We start from the raw sequence: 14,527 nt of genomic DNA, 5'->3' as shown, positions 1-14,527 counted from the left end.
GGCCGATTCGACGGCCTGACCTACAGCGCCTACGCTTGGTTGGAGGCGGAAGATTCATACGAGTCTTCCGCTTTTTTCTTAGGAAAAAACAGCCTTGTGCTGCGACCTGACCATGGAGTGTCCTATGCGCGTAATGGCATCCCTGTTGTGCCTCAGTCTCAGTTCCGTAGCCCTCGCCGACACCCTGCCCAGCTTTCTCAACAGCAACGAAACCATCCGCAATCTGCCGGTACCGAACCTGCCCGCCGACGCCTATCGGCCGAACGCCGCGCCCCTGCAAGTGCCCGAGCCCGGCGCTGCCGCGCAACCGTTGCAGATGAGCACCCAGGTCAATCTGAAAACCGTGCAGATCGAGGGCGGCACGATCTACCCGCTCAACGAACTGGCCGAAGTGTTCAAGCCGCTGATCGGCAGGCAGGCCAGCCTCGCCGACCTGATCGAAGCCACCCGCACCATCACCCGCCGCTACCAGCAGGACGGTTACCTGCTGTCCTACGCTTTCCTGCCGCAGCAGACGTTCGACGATGGCGTGGCGCGCGTGGTGCTGGTGGAAGGCTACGTCAGGGATTACCAGTTGCAGGGTGACCTCGGCCGGGTCAAGGCCCTGCTCGACAAACTGGTGGCCAAGTTGCAGGCCGAACGTCCGCTGACCCGCAAGACTTTCGAACGCTATACCACGCTGATGAGCCGCATCCCCGGCGTGACGATCCAGGCCCAGGTGCCACCGCCCGGCACCACCGACGGCGCGACGACGCTGATCGCCCAGGCGAGCCGCAAACCGCTCACCACCAGCCTGAACATGACCGAAGACAACCGCAACGGCACCCAGGCCCTGCTGGGCGTCAGCAGCAACTCGCAAACGGCGCTGGGCGAGCAGCTGTCGCTCAGCGGCCTGTTCCCGCCGGGGGACGATCACGAGCATTACTATCGCCTGGACTACAACCAGTTCCTTGATGCCGAAGGCACGCAACTGGCACTGTCGGCCTCGCGCTACCGCGCCGATCCTGGCAGCAATGTGGTGCTCACCAATGGCCTGGAACTCAAGCCGCACCGCGAGAACGACCGCTACTCGATCGGCGTCAGCCTGCCGCTGATTGCCTCGCCCAGCGAGCTGCTGAGCGTCGGATCGCGGATCTACGCGGTCAATGACAAGACCCGCTACAAGGTGGTCGGCTATCCGCTGAGCGTCGAAGAACGCAGCGACATCCGCGCCCTCGCCTTCGAAAGCGACTGGCGCGTGGCCGACGCCCGCCAGCTGCGCATTCTCAGCGGCGGGGTCTACCAGGGCTTCGACAGCATGGGCGCGCACACCAACAACAGCGCCATCGACCTCAACTTTTTCCGCCTGCGCCTATCCGGCGTGCAGAGCAATAAATTCCTCGACAACTGGCAGGGCGTGGTTTCCGCCGCGCTGTACTGGACCGACGACAGCCTGCCCGACAGCGAGCGCGCGGTGTTCGGCGGGCAGAACTTCGGTCGCGGCTACCCCGACGACCAGGCCTCCGGCGACAAGGGCTGGGGCGTGGCCTACGAGGTCAACTACAGCTTCAACCGCGATGGCAGCTGGGTGCGCATCCTGCAACCGTACGTGGTGCTGGACCGCTCGAAATCCTGGTTCAACAAACTCGCCGTGCAGGACAACGACCTGTCGTCCGCCGCCGTCGGCCTGCGGTTTGGCGATGCCAAGTACTACAACATCGCCCTGGAAGCCGCCAAGCCGATGTCCGACGAAGCCCTCGACACGTTCAACCGCCGGCCGCGCTACAGCATCAGTTTCAGTTATCAGCTGTGACTCAGAAGGCGTAGCGCACCTTCGCCGTGAAACCGTCGGCGTCGAAACCGCTGGAGGTCAGGTAATTGTAGGAACCACCGAGGCTCCAGGCGCCCATCCGGTAGTTGGCGCCCAGGCCCAGCTCATAGCTGTCACGCACGGGCGTGGTGCCACGGCTGGTGAACGAATCGCCGCCGAGCACGAACGCCGAAGTGGTCGCGACCTTGTCAGCGATGAAGTCATGCCAGGCCATGACTTTCGCTTCCGGCTCGAGACTGCCGCCCCCTACCGCGAACGCCGCCGCGACGCGCGCGCCCACGCCCATCTCGGCGATTTCGTAGCGCTGGCTGCCGACCTTCAGCGCGGCCGAACTGCCCTTCTCGCGATAGCCGTCCATCGCCACATTGGCATAGCGCGCACCGACCTGCGGTTCGATCACCACGGCGGGCGTCAGGCGCAGGCTGTAACCGGCCAGTGCACTCGCGCCAAACACCTGACTGTCGTAGTCGCCCTTGGCCCGGGTGCCGGCGACGTAGCGTTTCGACTCGTTGTCGTTCCAGCCGTACATCAGCGCCGAATCGACGAACCAGTTGTCGTGCACCCAGTTGCCGTAGGCGGTCAGGGCGTGGCCGGTGACGTTGGTTTTGCTGCCACTGTCGGACTTCACATCGCTGTCCAGGTAGCTGTAGGCCAGACCCAGCGTGGTGTCAGCGTTCAACTGGCCATCGGCACCCACCGCGATGCCATGACTGTCGGCGTCATAACCGGCGACGCCACGGCGCGAGTCCTGGTTGGCATCGCTGCTCAGCGCCTGCAACCAGACGCCTTTCTGCGCCGCACCGGCGCTCGTCCGCGCCCGACTGGAGCGCTCGTCGAGCACGCCGGAGACCAGCATCTGGCTGTTGGTGGCGGCATGCAGCACGCCACGGCTGACGTCCGGGCTGAGGGTCGCCGACAACCGCGCCAGTTCGGCATCGGTCGCCGCATTGGCGAAGGCGCGGAACAGCGGATCCTGGTCATCGAGACGCGCCATCAGTGCACTGGACAGCCGCCCCAGTGCCACGCCGGCGTTGTGTGAACCACCGGCATCCACGGTGTTCTGTTCCAGCACCTGCTCCGACTTGGTACTGACCAGCGCCTTCACGTCGTTGCCTTCGACGCCGTAACTCTTCACATCGAGCAGCGCCGAAGTCGACACCACGGTGAGGTTTTCACCGCCGAGCAGATTGCCCGAACGGATCAGGGTGTAGCGGTTGCCACCGGCCGCCGTGCGGAAGTCACTGGAGCGCGCCTGCAGTTGCAGATGCCCGCCGGGGCTGATGTCGGTCGTGCCGGTAACGGTCAGAATCGGCGTGTTGATATCGGTTTCCTTGCCCACGGACATGGCGATCACCGAGTCGGCCTCTTCCATGTCCAGGTCACCGATGATGGTGGTGTGCGGCTTGACCAGCGTCAGCGCCCCTTCCTGCACCGTGACGTAACCGGCGCGGATGAGCGAGCCGTCGAACGTGACCTCGTCATCGATCAGCACGCCGGACAGGCCAAGCAGGTCGCCATGTACATCGCCACCGCGCCAGTAGAAGTAACTCTGTCCATCATCCACCTGGATCGCCGCCTTGCCGCCGGCAATGGAGCCGAAGTCCTGGCTGATGTTCAGCGGCGCCCCCGCGACCGGTTGATCGCTGACATGGATACCGATGCTCTCGCCGGAGAGCACCCCCATGTTCACGATGCTGTTGGTGCGCACGCCAGGATCGGGAATGAAACTCGCCCCCTTCAACGTCAGCGCTTCTGCGCCGTTGCCGGTGGCGGTCAGGCTGCGATAGTTCACCACCGGCATGGTCTGCGTGGTGTTTTCCAGGGACAGACCGCGCGCGCCGTTGCCGCTGGCACTGATGGTGCCCTCGTTGATCACCCCGTAGCGCATTTTCATCCCGGCCAGCGACACGCCGGTGGCGTTGTTGCCACTGACGGCCACCGTGCCCTTGTTGATGAAGTTGCCCCCCAACGCCACGCCGCGCACGGCAAAACCGCTGGACTCACCGCTGTCAGCCAGACCGCTGACCGTGATGACGCCTTCGTTGTAGAGGTTGTAGTTGAGCTTCGACCAGGTCACTGCACCGGGATACATACCGATGCCGACACCGTGCGTCGCCCCCTCGATAGTGATCGTGGCCTTGTTGCTGACATCGTGATTGGCCATGGGCCGCGTGAACTGCGCGGCACTGGTGACGGCCGCCGCAGAGGTCTGCACGACGTTGGCGCTACCGACCAGGTTCAGAAAGTCGTAATACTGATCGACACTGACCAGCGGCCCCGTGCCCAGATCGTAATTGAGCGTGACGGCTTGAACGCCAGGCGAATGCACAGCAGCACACACAGAAAGCGCCAGCAGAGAGCGGCGCAGGCAAGACGAAATCACTGAAGAGTCCCTTCCGAAACGAAAAAAATTCGGGCAGGGCTCAACGTTTCAATCAGGCATCCCTACCACCCGCCAGCTCGCCTGGTTCGGGCGCGGAGAATTTACCTGAGCCATCACTTTGACACCACTAAAAAGTCAAAGCCATGACGTCAATTTTTCGATGGGTGTGAAAGGACGTATTCAGGTCCACGTTAAGAAACGTTGACCTTGGGCTTGGGAAACAGGTTGTCCAGCGTCTCCAACAATCTCACGTGGTAAATCGGCTTGCGGAACAGATCCAGAACCTGCAGGCGCAACATATCGCTGACATCCTCCATATCGGCATGGCCCGACGTCACGATCACCGGCAAATGCTGGCGCGACGTGTGCTCGCGCAACCGCTTGATCAACGACATGCCCGACTCCTCCGGCATGCGCAGATCAGTAATCACCAGGGCAATATCCGGATGCCGCGTCAGATGATGCAGAGCGAGCTTCACCGACGTCGCGGTGTGACAGACAAAGCCCTCGCCTTCCAGCAACTCCGCCAGTTCCAGCAACGCGTCCTCCTCGTCATCGACCAGGAGCAATTGTTGACGGGAACTGGCTGAGGAATTCATGGGCAATACCTGCAATGGACTAAGCCCTGACGTTAGAACCCCTTGGGTGCATGCGCAAGTTGCCGGCCATGCCAGCTCACCCGTTCAGAGTGCGTTCTGGATGGTGGTGAACATGGTTGTAATGGCGGTGGAAATCGGTGTCACGAATGCCGCGAGCGCCACTGCGACCATGCCGGCGATGATGGCGTACTCGATGCCTGACGCCCCTTCGGTGTCTTTGGCCAGGCCTTTATAAAAGGCGATTTCCGATTTGATTTTCAGCAATGCTTTCTTTGCGAAGGACATGTCGACTTCTCCTTGAAGGCCCGGGTGTTGCGCGCTCGCAACATGATTCCCCTGTGCCAGCATCAGCATTGTCGGCATTCCCGGCACCTACAACTGTAAGAACGCATTAACACTTAAGTAGTAGTTGCCCGAATAACGGCAAAAAACCCTGTTTGGCGCTTTAGCCTCCTACTTTGGCTAGTTATTTGCGCGGCGTTAATGGCGTTTTGTTCGGCCTGCGCTACCGTCAAATAGCGAAATAGTTACTTGTTCATAGCTGCCTGATTGCGAAGTTGTCTCGTTGGAAGTTACGGGTCATTGCAGAGACAGAAAGCACAGCTGGAAAGGGAGAGCCGTCATGAACAGTCGCGTCACCCTGGGCCTGGCCGGCGTGTTGTTGCTGGGTGCCATTCTCGCCGGTTACTGGGGCCTGACACTGAGCCGCCAGGCACCGGCCGCCGAACCCGTGGCGCCTGCCCCCGTTGCCGAGACACCCAGCGCCGTCGCCCCGGCACCGGTGGACGATCCGACCCGCCAACCGGTGGTGGTGCTGGTGCGTGACATCGCCCCGTTCGTGACCATCACCGCCGCCGACGTCGCCGTGGAAAAACTGCACATCGCCCCGACCGGCAGCCTCGGCAACGTCGATCAGGTGATCGGCCGGACCCCATGGCGCGCCCTGTCGGCCGGAAGTTGGCTGAGCGAAGACAGCTTCGCTGCCGGCAGTCCGCTGGCGCGCATGATCCGCCCTGGCGAGCGCGCGTTGGCAGTGGCGGTGGATGAAGTGATCAATGCCGGCGGGCAACTGGCGCCGGGCGATTACGTCGATGTGCTGCTGTTTCTGCGCAAGGACGACAGCAACCCGCAACCGTCCGCGCAACTGGTGGTGCCGGCGGTGCGCGTACTCGGGGTCGGCAGCCAGATGGGCCTGACCAACGACGGCCAACCGGCCAGCCCGGCGCACAGCGAAGAAGAAAAACTCAAACAGGAACAGTTGCGCAACGCCGCGCGCAGCGTGGTGCTGGCGGTGCCCGAGGCACTGACCAACCGCCTGATGCTGGCCTCCAGCGCCGGCGTGTTGCGCCTGGCCGTGCGCAGTGCCGACGAACAGCAACTGGCGCGGTACTGGGCCGGTGACAACAACGTCGCCGCCGGGCTCGACACGCCGCGCCGCGAACTGATCGAGTTCAGCCAACTGTCGCTGACGGCGCCGCCCCGGCCCCTCACCGTGGCCAGCCAGCCGGCGCCGCGCAAAACGCCGGTGGAAGTGATCCGCGGCACCGAAACCGTCCAACCCACTCCCTGAAATTCCGAGCAAGGACGCACGTACATGCGCAAACGCCTCACGCCCCTGTTCCACGGTTTGCTCCGGGTCACGTTGCTGAGTGTCGCTTCCATCGGCAGCGCCGTCGCCGCTGCTGGCAATTGCAACGCGCTGGCGGCGCTGCCGGCGGTCCTGGAAGTCGGCGAAGGTCTGCAACAGGCGCTGCAGTCACCGGTGGCGATCACTCGGGTGGCGGTGGGCGATCCGAAAATCGCCGACGTGCGGGTGACCGGTGACCAGGGCGTGCTGCTGACCGGTGTCGGCCCCGGCGCGACCACGCTGATGATCTGGAGCGCCTGCGCCAGCGCCCCGCGCCAGAGCATGGTGTTCGTCCAGGGCAAGGCCAGCACGGCGATGACCCCGGTAGCGCTGCCGGCCGGCGACGACCCGACCCTGCCCTCGCAGGTGCAGACCGATATTCGCTTCGTCGAGGTCAGCCGGACCAAGTTGAAAGAGGCCGGCACGCAGATTTTCGGCAAGGGCTCGAACAACTTCCTGTTCGGCGCACCCGGCACCGTACCCAATACCGGCGTGACCCCGGGCGTGGTGCCGCTGCGCAACCTCGACCCGCGTATCGCCGTGCCGAGCATCCCCCTGGCCAACGACATGTTCAACATCGTCTGGGGCGGCGGCAGCAGCAAATTCCTCGGCATCGTCAACGCCCTCGAAGGCAGCGGCTTCGCCTACACCCTGGCGCGGCCGAGCCTGGTCGCCTTGAGCGGGCAGAGCGCAAGCTTCCTCGCCGGCGGCGAGATTCCGATCCCGGTGCCCAGCGCCAACAGCAACAGCTATTCGATCGAATACAAGGAATTCGGGATCCGCCTGACCCTGACCCCGACCGTGGTCGGCCGCGACCGTATCACCCTCAAGGTCGCCCCGGAAGTCAGCGAGCTGGACTACAACAACGGCGTGACCATCGGCGGCACCACCGTGCCGGCGTTCACCATTCGCCGCACCGACACCAGCATCTCCCTGGCCGATGGCGAGAGCTTCGTCATCAGCGGCCTGATCAGCACCAACAACGCCTCCGAGGTGAACAAATTCCCCGGGCTGGGCGATATCCCGGTGCTCGGCGCGTTTTTCCGCAATTCCTCGATCAATCGCCAGGAACGCGAGCTGTTGATGATCGTCACACCGCACCTGGTGCAGCCGCTGGCGGCCAACGCACCACTGCCGTCGCTGCCGGGGGAGAAACTGCGCAACTACGATCCGAACTGGTATCGCCTGTACTTCCTGGAGAACGGCAACTTCGATAAACGCAGCGGGTTATCGCAATGAGCCAGAGCCTGAGCCAGACCTTCCTCGCCATCACCCGCAACAGCACCGACCTGGAGTGGCTGCAAGGCGCACTCGCGCCCCTGGGCCAGGTGGTCAGCGCCGGTGGCGGCAGCCTCGACGAGTTGCTGGCGCTGGTCGACGTGACCTTCGCCAGCCTGGTGTTCGTCGGCCTCGACCGTGAACATCTGGTCGCGCAGAGCGCGCTGATCGAGGGCGTGCTCGAGGCCAAGCCGATGCTGGCGATCGTCGCCCTCGGCGACGGCATGGACAATCAACTGGTCCTCAACGCGATGCGCGCCGGTGCGCGGGATTTTGTCGCCTACGGTTCGCGCTCCAGCGAAGTCGCCGGGCTGGTACGACGCCTGAGCAAACGCCTGCCGGCCGTGACGCCGAACACCCAGCTCGGCGGCCTGACCGTGCTCTACAGCACCCAGGCCAACGCCGACGGCGCGTTGCTGGCCAACCACATGGCGCTGGTGGTGCAGAAGAGCGGCCAGCAAACCCTGCTGCTCGACCTCGGCCTGCCCCGCGGCGACAGCCTGGCGCTGCTCGGCCTGGAAAGCTCGTTTCATTTCGGCGACGCCCTGCGCCACTTGCGCCGGCTCGATGCAACCCTGATCGACAGCGCCTTCACCAGCGCCGAAGCCGGCCTGCGCATCCTCGCCTATGCCCCCGGCGACGAACCGCTGGAGCGCACCAGCGCCGCCGAGCTGTACATGCTGCTCAGCGCCTTGCGCCAGCACTTCCAGCACATCGTGGTGAACCTTACCGGGCAACCGGACAGCGAAGCGCTGCGCACCTTCGTCAGCCATTGCGACAAGCTGCTGTGGTACACCGACCAGAACGTGCTCGATTGCCGGCGCAACCTGGCGGTGCTCAATCTGTGGCGCGAGAAAGGCATGAAGCTCGATCACGGTCGCCTGCTGGTCGATCGCTATCTGCGCAACGTCGCGCCGGATTCCGACACCCTCGGCAAGACCTTCGGCCTGGAAGTCATCGCCGTACTCGCCTACAGCCCGGAGGTGCGCCTCAATGCCAAGAACCAGGGCGTGAGCCTGTTCGAACTGGCCCCGCGCGAAGCCATCAGCCAGAGCCTGCGCACCCTCGGCGAGCGCCTGGCGAAACGCTCCGAAGGCCTGGCCAAACCCAAGGTCACCTGGTTCGACCGTCTGCGGGGCAACTCATGAGCAGCGAACAACTGTTCGGCGGCCCGCAGCGCCAGGCCACCGGCAACAGCGATCACGACGGTCTGAAACTGGTGCTGCACCGCTACATCATCGACGCCATCGAAGAGTCGGGGAAGAACCTGCTCGAGGGTTCACGGCAGGTGCTCTCGCAGTTCGTCATCGACAAGGTCGGCGAATACATCGCCCGCCTGCACCTGGCGATCTCGCGTTACGAGATGGAGCGCCTGGCCGAGGAAATCGTCGATGAGCTGACCGGTTTCGGTCCGCTGGAAGTGCTGCTGCGCGACAGCGCCGTGACCGAAATCCTGGTCAACGGCCCGCACCGGGTGTTCATCGAGCGCGATGGCGTGCTGCACCTGAGCGACCTGCGTTTCATCGACGCGCACCATGTCGAACGGGTCATGCAACGCATCCTCGCCCCCCTCGGTCGACGCCTCGACGAGTCATCGCCGATGGTCGACGCGCGCCTGCCGGATGGCAGCCGGGTCAACGCGATCATCCCGCCGATCGCCCTCGACGGCCCGTGCCTGTCGATTCGCAAATTCCGCAAGGACATGCTCAAGAGCAGCGACCTGATGGCGATGCAGACCATCGACCAGGCGATCTTCGACTTCATCGCCGAGGCCGTCGGCAAGCGCTGCAACATCCTCATCAGCGGCGGCACCGGCACCGGCAAGACCACCCTGCTGAATATCCTCAGCCAGCTCATCAACCCTCATGAACGCCTGGTGACCATCGAAGACGTCGCCGAACTGCAACTCGGCCACCCGCACGTGGTGCGTCTGGAAACCCGACCGCCGAATGCCGAGGGCCACGGCGAAGTGAAGGCCAGCGACCTGATCCGCAACGCCCTGCGGATGCGCCCCGACCGCATCATCCTTGGCGAGATTCGCGGCGTCGAAGTGGTCGACGTGCTCACGGCGATGAACACTGGCCACGATGGCTCGATGAGCACCGTGCACGCCAACAATGCCCAGGACGCCCTGCTGCGCCTGGAAACCCTGGTCGGACTCACCGGCCGCACCATCGCCGAACGCACCCTGCGCCAGATGATCTGCGCCGCGCTCGACGTCATCATCCAGTTGACGCGCCTGCCCGATGGCCGCCGCTGCGTCAGCGAAGTGGTGGAAGTGGTGGGCGTGCGCGACGACGTTTACGTGACCAACACCCTGTTCCGTCTCGACCGCCGCAGCGGCTTCGGCTTCCTGCGCGAAGCGGTGAACCCGGCCGGCGACAAGCTGCGCCGCGACAGCGTGCTGGCGCACTGAGGAACGGCCCATGCTCAAGCCATTGCTGTTGATCCTGGTCTGCCTGGCACTGCTCGGGCTGTCGCTGCGCCTGTTCTACAACGGCTGGCGGCAGAGCGGTTCCGAGCGCGTGCTGGAGCGTTTGAATGAGGGCCAGCCACAGCTCGCCCCGGCCACACCGCGCTGGGCCGGACTGGAACGGGCATTCCTGCGCGCCGGCCTCGGCCGTCCGACCGAACGCCTGGGCCTGTGGCTGATGCTGTGGGCCCTGGGCATCGTGCTCGGGTTCGTCCTCGGCAAATGGCTGGGACTGCTGCTGTTGCTGGTGCTGCCGCCACTGGCCGTGCGCCTGTATGTCAGCTGGCGCTACCAGCGCCGGCTACGGCGGATGATCGAACAACTGCCGCAACTGCTCGACCATACGGTACGCAGCCTGAAATCCGGGCGCACCCTTGCCGATGCGGTGCTCGGCGCCATCGAGGCCAGCGAGGATCCGCTGAAAAACGCCATGGCCCGGGTGCAGCGCAACGTGCAATTGGGCATCAGCCTGGCGGACGCCGTGTCGGACATGGCCGAACTCTATGAAAAGGACGAACTGCGCCTGTTCGCCCTCGGTTTGAAGGTCAATCACCGCTATGGCGGCAATGCCAGCGAGCTCCTGGAAAACCTGATCAAGATGATCCGCGAGCGCGACCAGGCGTCCCGCCAGCTACGCGCCATGACCGGTGAAACGCGCATCACCGCGTGGGTCCTGGGGCTGCTGCCGATCGGCCTGGCGGGCTACTTCCTGTTGTCCAATCCGCGCTACCTGGTCGCCATGTGGAACGACCATTCCGGGCAGATCATGCTCGCCACTGCCTTCGGCTTGCAGGTGCTCGGCAGCCTGCTGCTGTGGCGGATGTTACGCAGCCTATGAGCACGCCACTGGTGATCAGCGCCCTGTTCCAGCTGGGGGCCGCCGCGTTGCTGTTCAGCAGCCTGTTCGAGCAGCGGCGGCGGGCGCGGCAGGTCAGTCGTCGGCTGGACGGCGACCTGGTGCGCAGCAATCGTCTCGGCCATCTGCTGCGCTTTCTTGGCGAAAGCAAGGTCGGCCAGCACAGCGTCAGGCTCGACAACGAAACCCAGACCCTGCTCAACCGTCTCGGCTGGCGCAGCGCGCGCCAGCGCTCGCTGTTCGCCGCGTGCCAGATCGGCTCGCCGCTGCTGTTGCTCAGCGTGGCGCTGCTGTTGCAAGGCGTGCTGTTCCCGCATGCCGAACGGCAATGGATCGCCCCGCTGTTCGCTGTCGGTCTCGGTTATCTGCTGCCCAAGCGCCTGTTGGCGTGGGCAGCCCAGCGCCGGCAGAAACAGCTGGCCACGGAAATTTCCACGTTCATTCCGCTGCTGCGCATCCTGTTCGAATCGGGCATGGCCGTCGAGCAGGCGCTGCGCGTCCTGAGCCATGAAGCCAAGGCCTTGTTGCCGGTACTGACCCAGGAATTGCGCCTGGTGCTGGCCCGGGTCGACTCCGGTCTGGAACTGGGCGAAGAGCTGAACAAGGCCACGCGCCTGCTCGCCGTGGACGAGTTCACCGACACCTGCGTGATCCTCCAGCAACTGTTGCACCAGGGCGGCGGCGCGATGAAATCGCTGCTGGCGCTCAAGCAATTGCTCGATGACCGGCGCCTGACGCGCCTGCAGGAATACATCTCGAAAATGTCCGCGAAAATGTCCGTCGTGATGATGATGTTTCTCTTCCCGGCGCTGTTGATCGTCCTGGCCGGCCCGGGCTTCACCGCCCTGGCACGGGCCCTGGGTTCTTAGAGGGAGTGGTATGAAAGCACTGATTGCCGGTTTGACCTTGCTGATGCTCGGCGGCTGCGCCAATACCGGGCAGACGCCCTGGGCAGCCCTGACCAACCAGGCCAGTTGCGCCAAGCTGAGCGCGGATCAGCAACTGTCGCTGAACCTGGCCGACGACATGGCCAAGGACGGCAAACTGCACGCCAGCCTGGCCAACCTGCAGAGCCTGCCGGACAACCTCGCCGACGTGCGCCTGCGCAAGGCCAGGGTCTATCGCCTGCTCGGCCGCAGCGAAGCCGAACCGCTGTACCGCGGCCTGCTCGGCAGCTGCCTGGCCGCCGAAGCCGAACACGGCCTCGGCCAGCTCGCCGCCGCCCGCAACGATTTCGGCCAGGCCCAGGCCCACCTGCAACGCGCCGCCCGTCTGGCGCCGACCGATGAAAAAATCCGCAACGACCTCGGCGTGGTCTACCTCAACCAACTGCGCATCGAAGATGCCCGCTTCGAATTCCTCACCGCCATGGAGCTCAAGCAGAGCGATCAACTGGCCGCCGTCAACCTGGTGACGCTGCTGCTCTACCAGGACGACTGGACCCGCGCCGCCGAACTGGTCAGCCGCCTCAACCTCAGCCCCGAACAATTCAGCGAGGCCCAGGCCCGCGCGGAAAAACTCAAGACCCCGGGCCCCGCCAACCGCCTCGCCGCTGCCACGCTCAAATAAGGAGGCCCGCGATGAAAACCACCCTGCTCTGCCTGACCCTCCTGACCCTGCCACTCACCAGCCATGCCATCGACGCCGGCCCCGCCTCCGCGCAACAACAGGAAACCGAAGGCTGGCTGCTGCTGCAAAGCCGCAACAAAGTCGCCTCGCCGAAACCCCAGACCAGCACCCCGACCGAACGCGAATTGAGCCTGCAACGCTGGCTGAAAAGCTACACCCACGAAATCCCCGAATTCTTCGACCAGCAAGAGGGCGGGAAAGTGGACAGTGGCACGGGCGGGTAAGCGCAAGCCTGCGAGATCGGCAGCGCGAGGAGGCAGTGGGGGATGGCTGACAGAGGCGCGCCGGTGGTCAGCTCGCTGCGCCGGCAAGCCGGCTCCCGCAGGGGAATTGGATGATAGGTTCGGCCGGCTGTGAGGCCACCAGCCGGCCGCTACGCCGGGATCACACCCGACAGGTCGGGCCGGCTGTCAGGCCGCGCAGGCAGGTCAATGCGCCGTAACCCGCTGGCGCCCCGCCGAAGCGCTGGGCGACAAGGCCAACGCCAACTGCGTCCGATTATGCATATGGGTCAAGCGCAGAACCTGCGACACATACAACTTCACCGTGTTTTCGGTAATGCCCAACTCACAGGCGATCTGATAATTGGTCTGGCCCTTGCCCACCAGCCGCGCAACGTCGAGCTGGCGCGGCGACAGCTGATTGAAAATCGCCGGCATCTCCAGCCCGTCCACGTCACCCGGCGCCTCGTCACTCGCCGGCGCAGGCCCGCGCCGTACCTTGTCGAGGTCCTGGTACAGATCATCGATCGACTCGGAAAGGTATTGCAGCTTCTGATTCAGATGCCCCAGTTGCAGAGTCTTCTGCCGCTCCTGCAACGCCGCTTCCTGGCGCTGCAGGCCTTCGAGCAATTCGTCCAGTTCGATGGGCTTCTGGTAATAGTCGGCAATCCCTGCGCGCAACGCCTTGATCACATCCTGTTTGTCGGCGCGGCCGGTGAGCATGATTGCTTCGAAGACCCGCTGCTTGCCCGCCAGCCGCTGCAGCTCCTGGACCAATTGAATGCCGTCCATCTCCGGCATGTGCAAATCGCACAGCACCAGACCGATGCCAGGGTCTTCCACGAATTGCTCGATGGCCTGCCGACTCGATTCGCAAGGCACACACCGGTACCCGCTGCTTTCGAGAAATTCGCACAGTTCTTCGACAATCAGCGGCTGATCATCGACCACCAGCACTTTCACAGCAGACATAAGCTTGTTCACTTGCCACTCCATGCTCGATCAAAGCTGACCGTTCCTGTACTGACAGCTCTAGGCTGTATAACCCTTGAATTGAAAGTAGACCCACTTTCCGACTATGTACATAGCAGTAGTGACAGCCTGCGACTAATGGATCCAAAACAGCGTCAGGCCCATGCCAATCAGCACGAACGGCGCAAATGGCAGCTTTTTTGACATTCCTGGCGCGAAGTTGTGCAGAGGCCGCCTAAGCCCTTGACGCATATGCAGCCAGAGTTTTGGCACCAGCAGCGACCACAGCGCCATACTCAACCCGGCCCCGATAAAGGCGCCGAGCAGGTGCATACCGTCCGTCGCAAGAGCCAAAGCTGTCATTAGTTTCACATCGCCGCCGCCCATGCGCCGCAGCGCGTAACCGGGCAGAGTGAACGCCAGCGCCAGCAGCAGGGCGCAGGCCGCCTGCACCGCGTCGGCGCCCAGCCAGGTGTTGCCGGTGCCGAGCAGATAACCGAGGGCCAGGCCGCCGCCGCCGAGGGTCAGGCTGTTGCCGATATGCCGCTGGCGGGCATCCTGCACCGCGCAGAGCGACAGCCAGAGCAGTAGGACAAAGCTGTGCATCCGGTAAAAAACGTCCGTTTTGGCTGAATGATTCTATGCTGATATTACGTAGTGATTGTCAGGGTAGACGCAC

At 63.9% G+C, this 14,527-nt stretch carries 14 protein-coding genes; 9 read left to right on the top strand and 5 right to left on the bottom strand.

Features of this window, described 5'->3' with window-relative positions:
* Positions 1-124: 124 nt before the first annotated feature.
* Positions 125-1,792, top strand: coding sequence for a ShlB/FhaC/HecB family hemolysin secretion/activation protein (locus QRN70_RS21740; protein WP_285419944.1), 1,668 nt, complete (start codon positions 125-127; stop codon positions 1,790-1,792).
* Between the two features lies 1 nt (position 1,793).
* On the opposite strand, the gene QRN70_RS21735 is transcribed toward QRN70_RS21740, so the two are convergent.
* The 3 genes from QRN70_RS21735 to QRN70_RS21725 form a co-directional block, all read right to left on the bottom strand.
* Positions 1,794-4,151 carry an autotransporter family protein gene (locus QRN70_RS21735; RefSeq protein WP_285419943.1) on the bottom strand — a complete coding sequence of 786 codons (2,358 nt, stop codon included), beginning with the start codon at positions 4,149-4,151 and terminating at the stop codon, positions 1,794-1,796.
* Positions 4,152-4,384: 233 nt separating this feature from the next.
* Entirely contained in the window at positions 4,385-4,792 is a 408-nt protein-coding gene (locus QRN70_RS21730; protein ID WP_285419942.1) for a response regulator, read from the bottom strand.
* An 84-nt stretch (positions 4,793-4,876) separates the two neighbouring features.
* Positions 4,877-5,077 (bottom strand): Flp family type IVb pilin, encoded by a 201-nt coding sequence (locus QRN70_RS21725; RefSeq protein ID WP_285419986.1) that lies wholly within the window; start codon positions 5,075-5,077, stop codon positions 4,877-4,879.
* A gap of 337 nt (positions 5,078-5,414) precedes the next feature.
* On the opposite strand from QRN70_RS21725, the gene cpaB reads away from it, so the two are divergent.
* Genes cpaB through QRN70_RS21685 form a run of 8 tightly spaced genes read left to right on the top strand, consistent with a single transcriptional unit; the run spans position 5,415 to position 12,879 of the window.
* The gene (cpaB, locus tag QRN70_RS21720; RefSeq protein WP_285419941.1) at positions 5,415-6,362 is read left to right on the top strand and encodes a Flp pilus assembly protein CpaB; all 948 of its coding nucleotides are present in this window, start codon (positions 5,415-5,417) and stop codon (positions 6,360-6,362) included.
* 24 nt (positions 6,363-6,386) lie between these two features.
* Positions 6,387-7,658: a type II and III secretion system protein family protein gene (locus QRN70_RS21715; protein WP_285419940.1), complete on the top strand. Its 1,272-nt coding sequence runs from the start codon at positions 6,387-6,389 to the stop codon at positions 7,656-7,658.
* Complete coding sequence (locus tag QRN70_RS21710) at positions 7,655-8,845, top strand: CpaE/TadZ family protein (RefSeq protein ID WP_285419939.1); 1,191 nt, start codon at positions 7,655-7,657, stop codon at positions 8,843-8,845. Before QRN70_RS21715 ends, QRN70_RS21710 begins: the two co-directional genes overlap by 4 nt.
* Positions 8,842-10,113 (top strand): TadA family conjugal transfer-associated ATPase, encoded by a 1,272-nt coding sequence (locus tag QRN70_RS21705; protein ID WP_285419938.1) that lies wholly within the window; start codon positions 8,842-8,844, stop codon positions 10,111-10,113. The genes QRN70_RS21710 and QRN70_RS21705 overlap by 4 nt, the downstream gene beginning before the upstream one ends.
* 10 nt (positions 10,114-10,123) lie before the next feature.
* Positions 10,124-11,008 (top strand): type II secretion system F family protein, encoded by an 885-nt coding sequence (locus tag QRN70_RS21700; protein WP_285419937.1) that lies wholly within the window; start codon positions 10,124-10,126, stop codon positions 11,006-11,008.
* Positions 11,005-11,895: a type II secretion system F family protein gene (locus tag QRN70_RS21695; RefSeq protein WP_285419936.1), complete on the top strand. Its 891-nt coding sequence runs from the start codon at positions 11,005-11,007 to the stop codon at positions 11,893-11,895. Before QRN70_RS21700 ends, QRN70_RS21695 begins: the two co-directional genes overlap by 4 nt.
* Positions 11,896-11,905: 10 nt before the next feature.
* Entirely contained in the window at positions 11,906-12,595 is a 690-nt protein-coding gene (locus QRN70_RS21690) for a tetratricopeptide repeat protein (RefSeq protein ID WP_285419935.1), read from the top strand.
* Positions 12,596-12,606: 11 nt separating this feature from the next.
* Complete coding sequence (locus QRN70_RS21685; protein WP_285419934.1) at positions 12,607-12,879, top strand: DUF3613 domain-containing protein; 273 nt, start codon at positions 12,607-12,609, stop codon at positions 12,877-12,879.
* 204 nt (positions 12,880-13,083) lie between these two features.
* On the opposite strand, the gene QRN70_RS21680 is transcribed toward QRN70_RS21685, so the two are convergent.
* Positions 13,084-13,860 carry a response regulator transcription factor gene (locus QRN70_RS21680; RefSeq protein WP_285419933.1) on the bottom strand — a complete coding sequence of 259 codons (777 nt, stop codon included), beginning with the start codon at positions 13,858-13,860 and terminating at the stop codon, positions 13,084-13,086.
* A 123-nt stretch (positions 13,861-13,983) separates the two neighbouring features.
* The gene (locus tag QRN70_RS21675; protein ID WP_285419932.1) at positions 13,984-14,454 is read right to left on the bottom strand and encodes a prepilin peptidase; all 471 of its coding nucleotides are present in this window, start codon (positions 14,452-14,454) and stop codon (positions 13,984-13,986) included.
* Between the last annotated feature and the right edge of the window lie 73 nt (positions 14,455-14,527).

The sequence above is a fragment of the Pseudomonas sp. efr-133-TYG-5 genome, from assembly GCF_030209175.1.
GTDB lineage: Bacteria > Pseudomonadota > Gammaproteobacteria > Pseudomonadales > Pseudomonadaceae > Aquipseudomonas.
This window is presented reverse-complemented; position numbering and strand designations above follow the sequence as displayed.